The organism is Promicromonospora sp. NPDC019610, assembly GCF_044389365.1.
Classification (GTDB): domain Bacteria; phylum Actinomycetota; class Actinomycetes; order Actinomycetales; family Cellulomonadaceae; genus Promicromonospora.
Map to the genome: position 1 here is coordinate 1 of NZ_JBIRXX010000002.1, position 17,991 is coordinate 17,991.

The following is a 17,991-nucleotide window of genomic DNA, read 5'->3' on the forward strand; positions in this document are numbered from 1 at the left end:
AGGCACCCAGCAGACCACTGGGTTGATAGGCCGGATGTGGAAGCAGGGACTGAAGACCTGTGGAGCTGACCGGTACTAACCTGCCGATAACTTCATCACCTACATCATGTGTAATAACAAGATTTGATTGATTGCTACGCGTCCACTATGCGGTTCCCGAGTCACGGGCACCAACCCCTTCTAACACCACTGGTTTCATCGCTGGTGGGGTGTTGGATGTGTGGGGTTGCCTGGTTCTCGATAGTGTTACGGTGGTCATAGCGTGGGGGAAACGCCCGGTCCCATTCCGAACCCGGAAGCTTAGCCCTACAGCGCCGATGGTACTGCCCTGGTGACGGGGTGGGAGAGTAGGACGCCGCCGGACAACCATTCCCAGCAAGGGGGTGGGATGCCCGACCAGAGATGGTCGAGCATCCCACCCCCTTCCTGCATGCCCAGAAACGCGTCCCGTCTTCCGCCCTGTGGAATGCTGGTTCCGTCAGGCGACAGGTCTGGCGTTCCGGCGGGGAGGGCGACGTGGCAGAACCTGGTGTGCAGTCCGTCGAGCGGGCGCTCGACCTGCTCGAGATCATGGCGTCGCTCGACGGCGACACCGGCCTGAGCGAGCTCTCCGAGCAGTCCGGGCTGCCGCTGCCGACCATCCACCGGCTGATGCGCACCCTCGTCGCCCGCGGCTACGCCCGTCGGCTGCCCTCGCGACGCTATGCGCTCGGGGCGCGAGTGATGGGCCTCGGTGAGGCGGCCGGTCGTCAGCTCGGCGCCGGCGCCCGCCGGCACCTGGCCCGCGTCGCGCGAGAGCTGGGCGAGACCGCGAACCTGGCCATGCTCGACGGCGAGATGGCGGTGTACGTGGCGCAGGCGGCGTCGTCGCACTCGATGCGGATGTTCACCGAGGTGGGGCGGCGCGTGCACCTGCACAGCACCGGCGTGGGCAAGGCGCTGCTGGGTGAGCTGCCCGAGGCCGCGGTGCGGGACATCGCCGCACGTGCGGGGCTCGCCCCCGCGACCGACCGGACGATCACCGACGTCGACGCGCTGCTCGCCGCCGTCGGGGAGATCCGTGGGCGCGGGTATGCCGTGGACGACGGTGAGCAGGAGGTCGGTGTGCGGTGCTTCGCCGTCGTCGTGCCGGGGGTGCCCGTACCCACCGCGCTGTCCGTGTCCGGGCCCGCCGCGCGGGTGTCGTTCGAGTTCGGGGAGCGTGCTGTTCCGGTGCTGCACGAGGTCGCCCGGGAGATCGCCGCGGAGCTGTCCGGGGGCTGAGCCAGACGGCCGCGTTGACCGGGCGTCGTCGGGCACCTAGTGTTTTCACTAGGAAGTATTTGGTTTCCGCATCGTGGAATTCGCGGAGCCTAGCCGATCGACCAAAGGAACTCGACGTGGACACTCCGGACGGCCTGACGATCACCGGCGACATCGCACCCCGCGCGGAGGAGGTGCTGACCCCGCAGGCGCTGGGGCTGATCGTCGCCCTGCACCGCGGGCTCGACGGCCGGCGCCTCGAGCTGCTGGAGGCGCGGCGACGGCGGGTCGAGGACCTGGCGGCCGGCGGCACCCTGGACTTCCTGCCCGAGACCCGGCACATCCGCGAGGACCCGACGTGGCGCGTCGCGCCCGCGGCGCCCGGGATCGAGGACCGGCGCTGCGAGATCACCGGCCCCACCGACCGCAAGATGACGATCAACGCACTCAACTCGGGCGCGAAGGCGTGGCTCGCCGACCACGAGGATGCCAACACGCCGCAGTGGAGCGCCGTGGTGGGCGGGCAGCTCAACCTGCTCGACGCGATCAACCGGAACATCGACTTCACGGGCGACAACGGCAAGCACTACGCGCTCAAGCCGGACGAAGAGCTGGCGACGATCATCGTGCGTCCCCGCGGCTGGCACCTCCCGGAGAAGCACCTGCTCGTGGACGGTCGTCCGGCGTCGGGCAGCCTGGTGGACTTCGCGCTCTACCTGGCCACGGCGGGCCGGCGGCAGATCGAGAAGGGCCAGGGCCCGTACTTCTACCTGCCCAAGATGGAGTCGCACCTGGAGGCGCGGCTCTGGAACGACGCGTTCGTGCTGGCCCAGGACTTCCTCGGCATCCCGCAGGGCACCATCCGGGCCACCGTGCTCATCGAGACCTACCCTGCGGCGTTCGAGATGGAGGAGATCCTCTACGAGCTGCGGGAGCACAGCGCGGGCCTGAACGCCGGCCGCTGGGACTTCATGTTCTCCGTGATCAAGTCGTTCCGGACCCGGGGCACCGACTTCATGCTGCCTGACCGCAACGCCGTCACGATGACCGTGCCGTTCATGCGCGCCTACACGGAGCTGCTGGTCAAGACCTGTCACACCCGGGGCGCGCACGCGATCGGCGGGATGGCCGCGTTCATCCCGAGCCGCGACGAGGAGGTCAACGCGGCCGCGTTCGCCAAGGTGCGCGACGACAAGACCCGCGAGGCGAACGACGGTTTCGACGGGTCGTGGGTCGCCCACCCCGGCATGGTCGAGCTCTGCACGGAGGTCTTCACCTCGGTGCTGGGCGAGCGGCCGAACCAGATCGACCGCACCCGTGAGGAGGTGCACGTCACCGCGGCGCAGCTGCTGGACGTCGCGTCCACCCCCGGCGACGTCACCGAGGCGGGGCTGCGCAACAACATCTCGGTGGGCATCCAGTACCTCAAGGCGTGGCTCGGCGGGCTCGGCGCCGTCGCCATCTTCAACCTCATGGAGGACGCCGCGACGGCGGAGATCTCCCGCTCGCAGGTGTGGCAGTGGCTGCACAACGACGTCACGCTCGCAGACAGCGGGCACCAGGTCACGCGCGAGCTGATCGACCGGATCGTCGAGGAAGAGATCGCCAAGCTGCCGGGCGACCCGGCAGACTACGCGGAGGCGAAGCAGACGTTCCTGGAGGTGGCGGTCGCCGACGACTACGCCGACTTCCTGACCCTCCCGGCCTACGCCCGCATGCCCTGACCTTCCTCGTTGAGTGCTGGGTATTTGTTGCCTCCAGGCCCCGGAGGCAACAAATACCCAGCACTCAACGAAGGACGGGGGCGAGGACCGTGCAACGAGGAGGTTGCCTTGGGTGCCAGCGAGTCAGGCGAGTCAGGACTGTCCGGTGTCGTGAGCGAGCTGGTCGGGGCGCTCGGGAGCGAGCAGGTCGTCACAGACCGGCAGCAGCGGCGCACGTACGAGTGCGACGGGCTCGCCGCGTACCGGGTGATCCCCGGGGTGGTGGTCCTGGCTCGGGACGCCGCTGACGTCGCGACCACGGTGCGGGCCTGTGCCCGGCACGGCGTGCCGTTCGTCGCCCGCGGCTCGGGCACGGGACTGTCGGGCGGGGCGCTGCCGCACGCCGAGGGCGTGCTCGTGGTCATGTCGCAGATGCGGGCGGTCCGGGAGATCGACGCCGACAACCAGCGCGCCGTGGTCGACCCCGGCGTGATCAACCTGCACCTCACGGCCGCGGCCAGCCCGGACGGCTACTACTTCGCACCCGACCCGTCGAGCCAGTCGGTGTGCTCGATCGGCGGGAACGTCGCCGAGAACTCCGGCGGGGCGCACTGCCTCAAGTACGGCTTCACCACCAACCACGTCACCGGCGTGGACCTGGTGACGCCGGGCGGCGAGCTGGTCGAGATCGGCGGCAAGGCGCCCGACGCGCCCGGCTACGACCTGCTCGGCGCACTCGTGGGCAGCGAGGGCACGCTCGGCGTGGTCACGGCGGCGACGGTGCGCCTGACCCGGCTGCCGCAGGAGGTCCGCACCCTGCTCGCGGCCTTCCGCACCATGGACGACGCCGGGGCCGCCACCTCCGCGATCATCGCGGCGGGCGTGATCCCGGCGGCGATCGAGATGATGGACGCGCTCGCGATCGAGGCCGCGGAAGCCGCGGTGCACTGCGACTACCCGCACGGGGCGGGCGCCGTGCTCGTGGTGGAGCTGGACGGTCCGGCGCCGGACGTCGCGGGGGAGTTCGACGACGTCGTGCGGTTGTGCGAGGCCGCCGGTGCGTTCGAGGTGCGGGTCGCGGCGGACGACGACGAGCGCGCCCTGATCTGGAAAGGCCGCAAGTCCGCGTTCGCGGCGGTCGGCCGGATCAGCCCGGACTACATCGTGCAGGACGGCGTGATCCCACGGACGGCGCTGCCGGTCGTGCTGCGGCGGATCGCGGAGCTCGGCGAGAGCGCCGGCGTGCGGGTGGCGAACGTCTTCCACGCGGGCGACGGCAACCTGCACCCGCTCGTGCTGTTCGACGGTGCGGTCGAGGGCGCCGTCGAGCGTGCGGAGGCCGTGGCGGGCGGCATCCTCGACCTGTGCCTGGAGCACGGCGGGTCCATCACGGGCGAGCACGGCGTGGGCGCCGACAAGGCCAAGCACATGCCGCGGATGTTCACCGCCGACGACCTCGACACGATGCAGGCGGTGCGCTGCGCGTTCGACCCCGACGGCATCTCCAACCCCGGCAAGGTGTTCCCCACGCCGCGGCTGTGCGGGGAGCGGCCGGGGCGGCACCAGGGTGCGCACCCGCTGGCGGAGTCCGGCGTGGCGGAGATCTTCTGATGGCGGACCTGCAGCGGTTCGGCGACGTGCTGCGGCAGCACGGGGGAGAGGTGCGGGAGGCGGGTCCGGGGGACGCCGTCGACGGGGTGCCCGCTACCGCGGTCGCGCGGCCGGCGTCGGCGGAGGGGGTGGCCGCCGTGCTGCGCGAGGCGACCGCGCAGGGACTCGTCACCGTGCCACGCGGGGCCGGCACGGCCCTCGACTGGGGCGCGCCGCCCGAGCGGGTCGACCTGATCCTGGACACGACGGGCCTGGACCGGCTCGTGGAGCACGGCGCGGGCGACCTCGTGGTGGTCGCCGAAGCCGGGCTGCCTGTCACCGCGCTGTCGGAGACGGTCGGTCGGGCCGCCCAGGAGCTGGTGGTGGACCTGCCACCGGGCCGGCTCGCGGGCGGCTCCACCGTGGGCGGTCTGCTGTCGACCGGCGCCTCCGGGCCGCGCCGCCTGCAGCGCGGAGCCGTCCGCGACCTCGTGCTGGGCGCCACGGTCGTGCTCGCCGACGGCACCCGTGCCTCCTCAGGCGGCAAGGTGGTCAAGAACGTCGCCGGGTACGACCTCGCCAAGCTCCTGACCGGCGCGTACGGCACCCTCGGCGTCGTGGTCCGGGTCGCGTTCCGGCTGCATCCGGCCCGGCCGGACCGGGCCTTCGTGACCGGCTCCGGTCCTCTGGCCGACGTCGCCGCGCGGGCGCGGGACGTGGTCGCCTCACAGCTCGCGCCCGCGGCGGTCGAGCTCGACCGGGCCGCGGGGAGCGACGTCGCCGAGGTGGCGGTGCTGCTGGAGGGGACGGCGGACGCCGTCGGGCAGCGGGCCGCGGCGGCCGCCGCGCTGCTGGGCGGGCGGGTCCAGGCCGGGCCGCCGCCGTGGTGGGCGGAACTTCCGGGGGTCTCGACCGGCTCGACCCGCAGAGGCTCGACCGGTGGCAGTGTCGAAACCCGTGAGGTGACGCTCGCCAAGGCGACCGCCACGCTCACCGGGGTGACGGGTCTGCTCGCGGCGGCGCGAGACGCCGAGCAGCGGTACGACGCCGGGATCGCGGTGCGCGGGACCGCCGCCGGGGTGCTGCACGTCGCCGTGACGGGCTCGCCCGACGCGACCGCGCTCGCGATCGGGCACCTGCGTGCGGCCGCACCCGGTCCGCGGGAGGGGACCGTGACCGTGCTCCGGGCGTCGCGCGAGGTGCGGGAGGTGCTCGACGCGTGGGGTCCCGTGGGCGGGATCGACCTGATGCGCGCGATCAAACATCAGCTCGATCCCGGGCGGAACCTGGCGCCGGGCCGATTCGTGGGAGGCATCTGATGACCGAGGCGAAGCCGGACCTGCTGGGCTCGTTCGACGGCGCGGGGTCCGACGGGCCGGGGCTCACCGGGCAAGGTGCCTTTGACGGGCACCATCCACCGGAGCGCGAGCTGGTGGACGACTGCGTGCACTGCGGGTTCTGCCTCCCGGCGTGCCCCACCTACTCCCTGTGGGGCGAGGAGATGGACTCCCCGCGCGGCCGGATCCACCTCATGAAGCAGGGGCTGGAGGGCGAGCCGATGTCGCCCTCGCTCGTCCAGCACGTCGACGCGTGCCTCGGCTGCATGGCGTGCGTGACGGCGTGCCCGTCGGGGGTGCGGTACGACAAGCTCGTCGAGGCGACCCGGCAGCAGGTCGAGCGGCGCGGGGCCGAGCACCGGACGCGGGGGCAGCGGCTGCTGCGGTCGGCGATCTTCGCGCTGTTCCCGAGGCCCGAACGGTTGCGGCGCGTGCTCCCGCTGCTCGCCGCGTACCAGCGCACGGGACTGTCGCGGCTGGTGCGTCCGGCGCTGGCCCGGATGTCGCCGACGCTGGCGACGATGGAGGCGATCGCGCCGCCCGTGGGCCCGCGCATCCCGGTGCCGGCGCTCGTGCCCGCCGTCGGGGAGCGGCGGCTGACGGTCGGGCTGCTGCTGGGCTGCGTGCAGCGGGAGTTCTACCCCGGCGTCAACGCGGCGACGGCGCGGGTGCTCGCGGCGGAGGGTTGCGACGTCGTCGTGCCGCAGGACCAGGGGTGCTGCGGTGCGCTGTCCGTGCACGCCGGGCGCGAGGCCGAGGGGCTGGACTACGCGCGGGCGCTGATCGACGTGTTCGCGGACGCCGGCGTGGAGCGGATCGTGGCGAACTCGGCGGGGTGCGGCTCCACGATGAAGGACTACGCGGACCTGCTGGCGGACGACCCGGAGTACGCCGAACGCGCGGCCGCCTTCGCGGAGCGGACCCGGGACGTCTCCGAGGTGCTGGCGGAGCTGGAGCCCGTCGCGCCGCGACATCCGCTGCCGCTGACCGTGGCCTATCACGACGCCTGCCACCTGCGGCACGCGCAGGGCGTCAAGGCCCAGCCGCGCGCGGTGCTCGCGACGATCCCGGGGCTCGTGGTCAAGGAGATCGCCGAGGGCGACATGTGCTGCGGGTCGGCCGGCATCTACAACCTGACCAACCCGGAGCCGGCGCGTGAGCTGGGCGACCGCAAGGCCGCGCACGTGACGGCGACCGGCGCCGAGCTGTTGGTCACGTCCAACCCGGGGTGCCTGCTGCAGATCACCGACGCGCTGTCGCGGCAGGGGCGCGCCATGCCGACGGCGCACATGGTGCTGGTGCTGGACGCATCGCTGCGCGGCGCCGGCCCGGAGGAACTGCTGGGCTGAGCCTGGCGCGCGGGCCACTGAGTTCGGTCGGTTGCGCTGAGACCGGTCGGTCAACCGACCGGTCTCAGCGCAACCGACCGAACTCGTCGTGGGGCCGCGGACGCGCACGTCACATCCTTTCGACCCCGGGGGACGACGGCTCCCGTGGGAGAATGTTCGGGCATCTGTCATCGAAGGGAACACCGTGAACGAAACGCCCCGTGACCAGGGGAACGACCGCGAGGGCGACCGCCGCGGCGAGCGCAAGGGCGCCTACCGCAGCGACGGCCCGCGTCGCGACGACCGGGGCGGTGAGCGCGGTGGAGACCGGGGCCGCCGGTATGACGGCGCCCGCGGAGGCAGCGCGCCCCGGCGCGACGACGACCGTCCGCGCCGGTCCTTCGACGACCGCGGCGGCGACCGCCCGCGTCGGGACGACCGTGGGGGCGACCGCCCGTACCGGAGCGGTGGCGACGACCGTCCGCGCCGTCCGTACGGCGACCGGGACAACCGGGGCAGCGACTTCCGGGGCGGTCGCGACGACCGCGGTGGCCGCGACGACCGCGGCGCGCGGAACGACCGTTCGTACCGGGGCAACGACGACCGTCCGCGTCGCTCCGACGACCGCGACAACCGCGGGCCGCGTCGCGACGACGACCGGCCCCGCCGGAGCTTCGACCGGGACGACCGCCCGCAGCGGTCGTTCGACGGCGACCGTCCGCGGCGTTCGTTCGAGGACCGCGGGGGCGACCGTCCGCGTCGCGCCGAGGGTGACCGTCCGTTCCGGCGCAACGACGACGAGCGTCCCCGCCGTTCCTTCGAGGACCGCGACAACCGCGGCCCGCGCCGTGACGACGACCGGCCCCGCCGGAGCTTCGACGACCGCGGCGACCGCCCTCGTCGGTCCTTCGACGACCGCGGCGGCGACCGTCCGCGTCGTACCGAGGGCGACCGTCCGTTCCGGCGCAACGACGACGAGCGTCCCCGCCGTTCCTTCGAGGACCGCGACAACCGCGGCCCGCGCCGTGACGACGACCGGCCCCGTCGGTCCTTCGACGACCGCGGCGGTGACCGTCCGCGTCGGTCGTACGGCGACCGCGACGACCGGGCTGCGCGCGACGGCCGCGGGCGGGACGACCGGCCGCAGCGGTCGTTCGACGACCGGCCGCGCCGCTCCTTCGAGGACCGCGGGGGCGACCGCCCCCGTCGTGACGAGGGTGACCGTCCGTTCCGGCGCAACGACGACGACCGGCCGCGTCGGTCGTACGGCGACCGTGACGACCGCGGCAGCCGTGATGCCGGTGGCGGCCGTGATGCCCGTGGCGGGCGCGACGACCGCGGCGGGCGCGACGGGGGTGCTCGTCCGTTCCGCGGGAATGACGACCGGCCTCGTCGTGACGACCGTGGGGGCGACCGGCCCCGTCGCGACGACCGGGGCGGTAACCGCCCCCGGCGCGACGAGCGGGGCGGCGACCGCGCGAGCCGTCCCTTCGCCGACCGTGACGACCGTCCGCGGCAGGACGCCGGCGAGGAGCGCGCACCGCGCGTCCCGGAGCCGGAGATCGCCGAGGATGCCTCGTTCAGCCAGCTCGACCGTGACGTGCGCTCGCGCCTGCGCGGACTGAGCAAGGACCACGCCGAGTACGTGGGGCTGCACCTGGTGATGGCGGGCCGGCTGCTCGACGTCGACCCGGAGCGCGCCTACGAGCACACCCAGGCCGCGGTGCGCGGCGCCGGCCGCATCGACATCGTGCGCGAGGCCGCCGGCCTCGCCGCGTACCACACCAACCGGTACGCGGAGGCGCTGCGCGAGCTGCGCACCGTCCGCCGGCTGAACGGCTCGTCGGAGCACCTGCCGATCATGGCGGACGCCGAGCGCGGCCTCGGCCGTCCGGAGCGCGCCCTGGCGCTCGCGGCCTCGGAGGAGGCGGCGACGCTGGACGCGACCGGCCGGATCGAGCTCGCGATCGTGGCGAGCGGTGCCCGCTCGGACCTGGGTGAGCACGACGCCGCCCTGGCCGTGCTGGACAAGGTCTCGGCCGAGGACGCCCAGGGCGACCTCGGGCTGCGCGTGATCCAGGCGCGGGCCGTGGCGCTCGAGGCCGCAGGCCGGGCCGACGAGGCCGCTGCGCTCCTGGCGTCGGTCGACAGCGAGGCCCTCGAGCGGGCGATCGGCGCGCAGACGCCGGACGAGGACATCACCGTGTTCGACGTCGAGGAGGACGCGGCGATCGCCGAGCAGGAGTACGCCGCGGACCACCCGGAGGAGTTCGCGGACGACGACGAGAACTCGGACGACGACGAGAACTCGGACGACGAGGACGACTCGGATGATGACGAGGACCTCGCGGGTGACGACGAGGACGAGGATTCTGCAGACTCGGCCGATTCCGGGGACTCCCCGGACTCGGCCGACTCCGCAGACTCCGCCGACTCACCGGATTCAGCAGATTCCGCGGACTCTGCTGACGAGGACGACGAGGACGACGAGGACGACGACGAGGGGTCCGAGGACGAGTCCGACGATGCCGAGTCCGACAGCGACGAGGACGGTGCCGACGAGCCCGAGGCCGACGCCGTCGACGAGCCGAGTGTCGCCGAGTCCGACGAGGCGTCCGACGCTCCGTCGACCGGAGCCGACGACGTGTCGCCCGCGACCGAGGTGACGGAGACCGAGGTGACGACGTCCGCGCCCGACGCGGCCGACACCGACGCGGCCGACACCGAGGGTGAGCCGGCCGCCGAGGGCGACCGGTCCGACGTCGGGCAGGAGAAGGAGTGACGGCGACCGCCGGGCTGCTGGCGAGCGACGTCCCGCTCGCCGAGGCCTACGACCTCGCGCTCGTCGACCTGGACGGCGTCGCGTACAGGGGGCACCTGCCGATCGAGCACGCGTCGGCGAGCCTGGCTGCGGCGCGGACGGGCGGGATGCGGCTGCTGTTCGTGACGAACAACGCGTCGCGCGAGCCGGAGGACGTCGCCGGCCAGCTCACCGGCCTCGACATCCCGACCGACCCGGACGAGGTGATGACCGCCGCGCAGGCCTGCGCGGCGCTGCTCACCACGCGGCTGGACGAGGGCGCGAAGGTGCTCGTCGTCGGCGGCAAGGGCCTGGTCACGGCGGTGCGCGCTGCGGGCTTCACGGTGGTGGAGTCGGCGGACGACGAGCCGGACGCCGTCGCGCAGGGCTATGCCCCCGAGGTGGGCTGGACGCAGCTCGCGGAGGCCGCGTACGCGGTGGGCCGCGGCGCCTGGCACGTGGCGAGCAACCTGGACCTGTCGCTGCCGACGGCGCGCGGGTTCGCGCCGGGGAACGGCGCCCTGGTCGGTGCCGTGGTGTCGGCGACGGGGGTCACCCCGGACAGCGCCGGCAAGCCCTCGCCCACGATGTACCGGCTCGCGGTCGAGCGGGCCCGGGCGAGCCGGCCGCTGGTGATCGGGGACCGGCTCGACACGGATCTCGCCGGTGCGCGCGGCGGCGGGTACCCGGGGCTGCACGTGCTGACGGGCGTCTCGACGGCGCGCGACGCGGTGCTGGCCGTGCCGGGGGAGCGCCCGTCGTTCGTGGGTGCCGACCTGCGGGCCCTGCTGGAGCCGCACACGGCGCCGGAGCTCGCGGACGGCTGGTACGTGTCCGGCGGCGCGGCGGCCCGTGTGTCCGACGGCGAGCTGCGGCTCGACGGCGCCGGCATCGACCTGGTCCGTGCCGCGTGCGCCGCGTCCTGGGCTGCGACAGACGCCGGCGAGTCGGTGGACCCGGCGTCGGTCCCGGACTTCACGCTCTGATCCCTGTCGCGCTCTCGTCCGCGGTCGCACTCTGATCCCGAAGGTGCGCTTCTACCCCGCGATTGGGCCCGGAAACACGCTGTTTCCGGGCCCAATCGCGGGGCAGAAGCGCACCTTGCCGTGGCCACACGCGATGTACGGAGGTGCGCTTCTACCCCGTCATCGGGCCCGGAATCAGCTGTGTTTCGGGCGCAATGGCGGGGTAGAAGCGCACCTCGGTGGGGAGCGGGGCGGAGTCCGGGACACCGGTACCGGGCGGGCATGGCGGGTACGCAGTGCGGTACCGGGCGGGGGGATGGTGGGCGCCGCGGGTGGCACCAGGCGGGGGCGTGGCGGGCGCCGCGGGCGGCGCCCGGCCCGGGGCGGTGCGTCGGTGTGGGCGGTCCGTGCAGCTTTTCCCGCGGCGCCCTGGCTTTTTCCCACGGCGAGCCCGGCGTCTCCCCGCGGCGCCCTGGCTTCTTCGCGTGGCGAACCTGGCGTCTCCTCGCGGCGCCCCGGCTTCTCCTCGCAGAGAACCTGACGGAATTCTCCCAGGTTCTGTCGGAGGCGACAGGTACCGTGTCTTGCAGCATGCCGACGGTCCGCGCGCGGCGGGTCGTCGCCGAGGAACAGGATGAACAGGCACGAGCAGGCACCAGCACGGACGAGCACCGTCACGGACGAGCACCGTCACGGACGAGCACCCTACGGACGAGCACCCTACGGCCGAGCACAGTGGAGCGTTGACGCACGATGGACGAGTTCTACGAGATCGAGGAACCCGCGACCGGCCCGGCCGATCCCGAGGCGGGCGTCCGGCATGCGCTCGACGCGCTCGACGGGCTCGACGACCTGCCCCCGGCCGAGCACGTCGCCCGGTTCGAGGCGGTCCACGACGCCCTGCGCGCGCATCTGAGCGGTGACGCCTGACGGTGGTGACGACGACTGTGAGCACGCGTGTGGACGCGGAGCTGGTCCGGCGCGGGCTGGCCCGTTCGCGGCGCCATGCCGCGGAGCTCGTCGCATCCGGCCGGGTCACGGTGGCGGGGCGGGCGGTGGTCAAGCCGTCGTCGGCGGTGTCCGACGGCGACGAGGTGTCGGTCGCCCCCGGCGCCGACCCGGAGCACGAGTTCGCGTCGCGCGCCGCCCTCAAGCTGGTCGGGGCGCTCGACGGCCTGGCGCGCGTGCCGGGCGGTCCGGTGGTCGAGGGCGCGTTCTGCGCCGACCTCGGTGCCTCGACCGGCGGCTTCACGGACGTGCTGCTGCGTCGCGGCGCCGCCCACGTGGTGGCGGTCGACGTCGGCCACGACCAGATCGTGCCGGCGCTGCGTGCCGACGACCGGGTCACGGTGGTCGAGGGCCTCAACGTCCGCGACCTGACGCCGGGCGACCTCGCCCAGGCCCCGGACCTCGTGGTCGCCGACCTCTCGTTCATCTCCCTGACCGTCGTGCTCCCCGCCGTCGCGGCCGTGCTGCGCCCGTGGGCGCAGGCGCTGCTGATGGTCAAGCCGCAGTTCGAGGTGGGGCGCGAGCGACTGGGCAGCGGCGGCGTGGTGCGCGACCGCGCGCTGCACGCCGAGGCGGTCACCACCGTGCTGCGCGCCGCCGAGGGCCTGGGCCTGCTGGCGCGCGCCGTGGTGCCGAGCCCGCTGCCTGGCCCGAGCGGCAACCGCGAGTTCTTCGTGTGGCTCACGCCGGCAGGCGCGACCGACTGGACCCCTGGGGACGACCTGGCGCTCGCGGCGGCCGTCGAGACGGCGGTGGCCTGGGACCCGGCGCACGGCGAGCCCGCGACGCGGCCCGGCCACCCGCCCGAGCCGCCGGCCGTCGTCGTGCACGGGCGGCAGGACGACGCACCCCCGGCCGACCGGCCGGCAGAGCAGCAGGACCAGCAGGAACCGCACCACCCGCAGGAACAACAGGAACAGCACACCGACAAGAAGGAGCCCCGACCGTGACCCGGCGCGTCCTCATCGTGACCCATGGCGGCCGTCCCCAGGCGGTCGCAGCGCTGGCCGAGGCGCTGCGCGAGCTCAAGGCCGCCGGCTTCGAGTACACGCTGCACGACGACGCGCTCGCGGAGGAGTTCGGCGACCACATGGCGGCCAAGCGCCTCGCGGAGGGCGTGCACAACGCCGAGGCGGTGATGGTGCTGGGCGGCGACGGCACGATCCTGCGCGCGGCGGAGCTGACCCGCGGTACGGACGTGCCGCTGCTCGGCGTGAACCTCGGGCACGTCGGCTTCCTCGCGGAGTCGGAGCGCGAGGACCTCGGCGCCGCCGTCCGGCGGCTGGTGGCCCGGGACTACGACGTGGAGGAGCGCGCCACGGTCGACGTGACGGTGCACCTGCCGGGCACGGCGGAGCCGGTGGTCGGCTGGGCGCTGAACGAGGCGACCGTCGAGAAGGCGTCGCGCGACCGCATGCTCGAGGTCGCGATCGGGGTGGACGGCCGCCCGCTGCTGTCGTTCGGCTGCGACGGCGTGGTGATGTCCACCGCGACGGGCTCGACGGCGCACGCCTTCTCGGGCGGCGGGCCGGTGATCTGGCCGGACGTCGACGCCGTGCTCATGGTGCCGCTGTCGGCGCACGCGCTGTTCGCGCGGCCGCTCGTGATCGGGCCGAACTCCCGGTACACGGTCGACGTGCTGCCGCAGTCCACGGTCGAGGGCGTGCTGACGTGTGACGGGCGCCGGGAGATCCGGCTGCCCCGCGGGTCTCGCGTCGTCGTGCGCCAGGGCGGTACCGTGCGGCTCGCACGGTTGTCGAACGCGCCCTTCGCGGACCGCCTCGTGTCGAAGTTCAGCTTGCCCGTCTCGGGCTGGCGGGACCGAGTCGGGTCGGGGCAGGCAGCAGGGCAGGATGTACCTTCTGACCCAGCCGACACCACACCAGAGAATTAAGGAGTCAGGTGCTCGAGGAGATCGCTATCGAGAACCTGGGCGTCATCCGCTCGGCCCGGGTACCCCTGTCGGACGGCCTGACCGTCATCACGGGCGAGACGGGCGCGGGCAAGACGATGGTGCTCACGGGGCTGAACCTGCTCATGGGCGCCAAGGCCGACCCGCAGTCGGTGCGCCCGGGTGCGTCGTCGGCCGCGGTCGAGGGGCGGGTGCGCGTCTCCGGACGGGACGCCGTGCTGGACCGCGTCGACGAGGCGGGGGGCGAGGTGGAGGACGACGGCACCGTCGTGATCCTGCGCACCATCGCCGACGGTCGCTCCCGCGCGCACCTGGGCGGCCGCGCCGTGCCGCAGGGTGTGCTCGCGGAGATCGCCGAGGACCTGTTCACCGTGCACGGCCAGGCCGACCAGCTCCGGCTGCGCACCTCCGCGAAGCAGCGTGACGCCCTGGACACGTTCGTGGGCCCCGCCCACCAGCGCGTGCTGGCCGCGTACCGCACCGCGTGGAGCGAGCGCGGCGGCCTGCTGACCGAGATCGCGGACCTGGAGGCGCGCGGCGCCGAGCGGGCCCGCGAGGTGGAGCTGCTGCGCATCGGCCTGGAGGAGATCGAGCGCGTCGACCCCGTCAGCGGCGAGGACGTCGAGCTGCAGGCGCTGATCGAGCGCCTGTCCAACGCGGAGGGCCTGCGCACGGCGGCCACCGAGGCGCACGAGGCCGTCGCGGGCGAGGACGCCGACGGCGCCCGGGAGAACGCGATCGCGCTGGTCGAGCGGGCGCGGCGCGCCCTGGACGCGGCGGCGCACTCCGACGCCGCGCTCGGCGCGCTCGCGACCCGGTTCGCCGAGGTGGGCTACCTCCTCTCGGACGTGGCGACCGACGTCGCTGCCTACGTGGACGACCTGCAGGCCGACCCGGCCGGGCTGGAGACGGCGCACAACCGGATGGCGGAGCTGAACGGCCTGACCAGGTCGTACGGCGAGACCATCGACGAGGTGCTGCAGTGGGCCAGCGACGCGGGCCTGCGCCTGCTCGACCTGGACGACGGCGGCGACCGGCTCACCTCGATGCGCGCCCGCGTGGCGGAGCTGGACGGCGAGCTGGACCGGCTGGCGGAGATCCTCACGGCCGAGCGCAGCCGGGGCGCGTCCGAGCTGGCCGAGGCCGTGACGAACGAGCTGCACGGCCTGGCGATGGGCGGCGCGCACCTCGTGGTCACGGTCGACGGGCTCGACCAGCCGGGGCCGTTCGGCGCCGACCAGGTCACGTTCCTGCTGGTGCCGCACCCCGGCGCCCCGGAGCGCCCGCTCGGCAAGGGCGCGTCCGGCGGTGAGCTCTCCCGCGTGATGCTCGCCCTGGAGGTCGCCCTGGCGACGTCGGGCGGCGCGGCCGCGGCGCGCACCGCGGACACCCCGCGCAGCACGTTCGTGTTCGACGAGGTCGACGCCGGCGTCGGCGGCCGGGCGGCCGTCGAGGTGGGCCGCCGGCTGGCGCAGCTCGGGCGCAGCACGCAGGTGGTCGTCGTGACGCACCTGGCGCAGGTCGCCGCGTTCGCGGACGCCCACCTCGTGGTCACCAAGAGCTCGGACGGCGAGGCCGGCGCGAGCGACGGCGACGACGGGATGATCACCGTCACGGGCGTGCGCGAGGTCACCGCGGACGCCCGGGTCCGCGAGCTGGCGCGCATGCTGTCCGGCCAGGACGACTCGGAGACGGCGCGTACCCACGCGCTGGAGCTCCTGGAGTCCTCGGTCGTGGGACGATAGAGCGGATGAAGCTGATCTCCCGACCAGAGAAGCGCGCCGACAAGGGCGCAGCGAAGAGCGCCGCCGACCAGGCCCCGGTGCTGCCGCAGACCGTGGCGCACGGTCCCGCCCGGATCGGGGCGCGCACCAAGGAGCTCACGTCCCGGCTGAACCACGGCGACGTCGCCGTGATCGACCACGTGGACATCGACCGGGTCGCGGCCGACGCCCTGGTCGCGGCCGCGCCCGTCGCCGTCCTGAACGCCGCCCCGTCGACGTCCGGCAGGTACCCCAACACGGGCCCGGACATCCTGGTCGAGGCGGGGATCGTCCTGGTGGACGACCTGGGGCCGGCGGTCATGAAGATCGACGAGCACGCCGACGTCGAGATCGTGGGCGGCGAGGTCGTCGTCGACGGCGAGGTCGTGGCCACGGGCACGTTCCAGACGCCGCGCACGGTGGCGGCGAACATGGCCGCCGCTCGCGAGGGCCTGTCGGCCGAGATCGAGCGGTTCGCCGAGAACACGATGACGTACCTGCGCCGCGAGCGGGACCTCCTGCTCGACGGCGTCGGCGTGCCCGACATCCGGACCCACATCGACGGCCGGCACGTGCTGATCGTGGTGCGGGGCTACCACTACCGGGAGGACCTGGCGCAGCTGCGGTCCTACATCCGGGAGAACCGGCCCGTGCTGATCGGCGTGGACGGCGGCGCCGACGCGATCATCGACGCGGGCTGGCAGCCCGACATGATCGTGGGCGACATGGACTCCGTCTCCGACCGGGCGCTGGCCTGCGGCGCGGAGATCGTGGTGCACGCGTACCGCGACGGCAAGGCGCCCGGGCTGGAGCGCGTCAAGGCGCTCGGCGTGGAGCCCGTCGTCTTCCCCGCCACGGGGACCAGCGAGGACATCACCATGCTGCTGGCCGACGACAAGGGCGCCGAGCTCATCGTCGCGGTCGGCACGCACGCCACCCTCGTGGAGTTCCTCGACAAGGGGCGCTCGGGCATGGCCTCCACCTTCCTCACCCGGCTCCGGGTCGGCGGCAAGCTGGTCGACGCCAAGGGCGTGTCCCGGCTGTACCGCACGCGGATCTCGAACACCCAGCTCACGCTGCTGTCGGGCGCCGGCGTCGCGGCGGTGCTCGCGGCCCTGGCGTCGACCTCGGCCGGCCAGACCTTCTTCGGACTGATGGGGGCGCGGTTCGACGACGTCGTGTCCTGGATCGGTAACCTGTTCGGCGGCTGACCTGCGGGGATACCGTCCCGCACGTACGCCGCCCCGACCTGACACCGGGCCTCTCACGCCCGGAACATGCTTAAGGACTCCTTCCCACCGTGATCGACTTCCGATACCACCTCGTCTCGCTCATCTCCGTCTTCCTCGCCCTCGCGGTCGGCATCATCCTCGGTGCCGGGCCCCTGCAGGGGGCGATCGGCGAGACGCTGACGGAGCAGGTGGACGCACTGCGCGCCGAGCGTTCCGACCTGCGCACCGAGCTGGATGCCACGCAGACCGCGCTGGACGGCGACGAGCGCTACATCGAGGCGGTCGGCACGCGGCTGGTCCCCGGCTCGCTCGAGGGCGAGCGCGTGGCGGTGGTGCAGCTCGGCGAGGTGTCGCAGGAGGTGCACGACGGCGTGCTGAACCAGCTCGACACCTCGGGCGCCTCGGTCGTGGCCAAGACGGAGCTCACGGACGCGTGGACCGACCCGGCCGAGGAGTCGACCCGCGAGACCGTGGCCGAGGGGCTGCGCGCCAACCTCGACTCCGCGGTCCCGGAGACGGACGACCCGAACGCCCTGCTCGGCGCGGCGCTCGCCCTGTCGCTCACCGGCAGCGACGGCGGCACCGACCGCAGCTCGCAGGCCACCGACCTGGAGGCCCAGCTGGAGCGGTTCGGCTTCGCGGAGCCGGGCGACGAGCAGACGGAGGCCGCGCAGGCGCTCGTGCTGCTCGTGGGGCCGGCCGGACAGCCGCAGGAGACGGCGGGCGGCGCCACCGAGGAGTCGGAGCCGACGCCGGACGTGTGGGCGGCCGTGACGCTGGCGGCCCAGGAGGTCTCCGGGGCGGCGATCCTCGCCGGCCCGACCGACGACCCCGGCGACGCGGTGCAGGCGGTGCGCGACGACGAGGACATCGCCGCGGTGGTCACGACCGTCAGCGGCGTCGACCGGCTCGCGGGCCGGATCAACGTGCCGCTCGCGGTCGCGTCGCGCCTGAGCGGCGTCGTGGGGCAGTACGGGCTGGAGGACGACGCGACGGCGGTGCTGCCGCCCGCCGCCGAGGACCCGACCGGCGACCCGACCGGCGATCCGGCCGGCACCACCGGGGGCTGAACCGGTCACGAGCCGAGGCCGGACGGTACGAGCAGCGAAAA

General features: G+C 73.8%; 13 protein-coding genes and 2 rRNA genes. All 15 read left to right on the forward strand.

The annotated features are described in order from the left end of the window. Positions 1–99: ribosomal RNA gene (locus ACH45N_RS11580) — 23S ribosomal RNA — on the forward strand; the annotation flags it as partial. 148 nt (positions 100–247) lie between these two features. Continuing rightward, a 5S ribosomal RNA gene (gene rrf, locus ACH45N_RS11585) occupies positions 248–364 on the forward strand. A gap of 152 nt (positions 365–516) precedes the next feature. Then, the gene (locus ACH45N_RS11590) at positions 517–1,263 is read left to right on the forward strand and encodes an IclR family transcriptional regulator (protein ID WP_397393871.1); all 747 of its coding nucleotides are present in this window, start codon (positions 517–519) and stop codon (positions 1,261–1,263) included. A 116-nt stretch (positions 1,264–1,379) separates the two neighbouring features. Beyond that, the gene (aceB, locus tag ACH45N_RS11595; protein WP_397393873.1) at positions 1,380–2,966 is read left to right on the forward strand and encodes a malate synthase A; all 1,587 of its coding nucleotides are present in this window, start codon (positions 1,380–1,382) and stop codon (positions 2,964–2,966) included. A gap of 150 nt (positions 2,967–3,116) precedes the next feature. Next, positions 3,117–4,556, forward strand: coding sequence for an FAD-linked oxidase C-terminal domain-containing protein (locus ACH45N_RS11600; RefSeq protein WP_397393875.1), 1,440 nt, complete (start codon positions 3,117–3,119; stop codon positions 4,554–4,556). Next, a complete protein-coding gene (locus ACH45N_RS11605; RefSeq protein ID WP_397393877.1) occupies positions 4,556–5,854 on the forward strand; it encodes an FAD-binding oxidoreductase in 1,299 nt (432 codons plus the stop codon). The genes ACH45N_RS11600 and ACH45N_RS11605 overlap by 1 nt, the downstream gene beginning before the upstream one ends. Beyond that, a complete protein-coding gene (locus tag ACH45N_RS11610) occupies positions 5,854–7,221 on the forward strand; it encodes a (Fe-S)-binding protein (RefSeq protein ID WP_397393879.1) in 1,368 nt (455 codons plus the stop codon). Before ACH45N_RS11605 ends, ACH45N_RS11610 begins: the two co-directional genes overlap by 1 nt. Positions 7,222–7,405: 184 nt before the next feature. Continuing rightward, positions 7,406–9,982, forward strand: a complete 2,577-nt coding sequence (locus ACH45N_RS11615) for a hypothetical protein (RefSeq protein WP_397393881.1) — start codon at positions 7,406–7,408, stop codon at positions 9,980–9,982. Next, entirely contained in the window at positions 9,979–10,986 is a 1,008-nt protein-coding gene (locus ACH45N_RS11620) for an HAD-IIA family hydrolase (RefSeq protein ID WP_397393883.1), read from the forward strand. The genes ACH45N_RS11615 and ACH45N_RS11620 overlap by 4 nt, the downstream gene beginning before the upstream one ends. A gap of 732 nt (positions 10,987–11,718) precedes the next feature. Continuing rightward, positions 11,719–11,895 carry a hypothetical protein gene (locus tag ACH45N_RS11625; RefSeq protein WP_397393885.1) on the forward strand — a complete coding sequence of 59 codons (177 nt, stop codon included), beginning with the start codon at positions 11,719–11,721 and terminating at the stop codon, positions 11,893–11,895. Positions 11,896–11,912: 17 nt separating this feature from the next. Continuing rightward, the gene (locus ACH45N_RS11630) at positions 11,913–12,923 is read left to right on the forward strand and encodes a TlyA family RNA methyltransferase (RefSeq protein WP_397393887.1); all 1,011 of its coding nucleotides are present in this window, start codon (positions 11,913–11,915) and stop codon (positions 12,921–12,923) included. Beyond that, positions 12,920–13,867, forward strand: coding sequence for an NAD kinase (locus ACH45N_RS11635; RefSeq protein ID WP_397393889.1), 948 nt, complete (start codon positions 12,920–12,922; stop codon positions 13,865–13,867). The genes ACH45N_RS11630 and ACH45N_RS11635 overlap by 4 nt, the downstream gene beginning before the upstream one ends. Before the next feature lie 8 nt (positions 13,868–13,875). Further along, on the forward strand, positions 13,876–15,630 hold the full coding sequence (recN, locus tag ACH45N_RS11640) for a DNA repair protein RecN (RefSeq protein ID WP_397393891.1): 1,755 nt from the start codon (positions 13,876–13,878) through the stop codon (positions 15,628–15,630). A 5-nt stretch (positions 15,631–15,635) separates the two neighbouring features. Next, the gene (gene steA, locus ACH45N_RS11645; protein WP_397393893.1) at positions 15,636–16,859 is read left to right on the forward strand and encodes a putative cytokinetic ring protein SteA; all 1,224 of its coding nucleotides are present in this window, start codon (positions 15,636–15,638) and stop codon (positions 16,857–16,859) included. Positions 16,860–16,948: 89 nt separating this feature from the next. Beyond that, positions 16,949–17,950, forward strand: a complete 1,002-nt coding sequence (locus ACH45N_RS11650; protein ID WP_397393895.1) for a copper transporter — start codon at positions 16,949–16,951, stop codon at positions 17,948–17,950. The last annotated feature ends 41 nt before the right edge of the window (positions 17,951–17,991 follow it).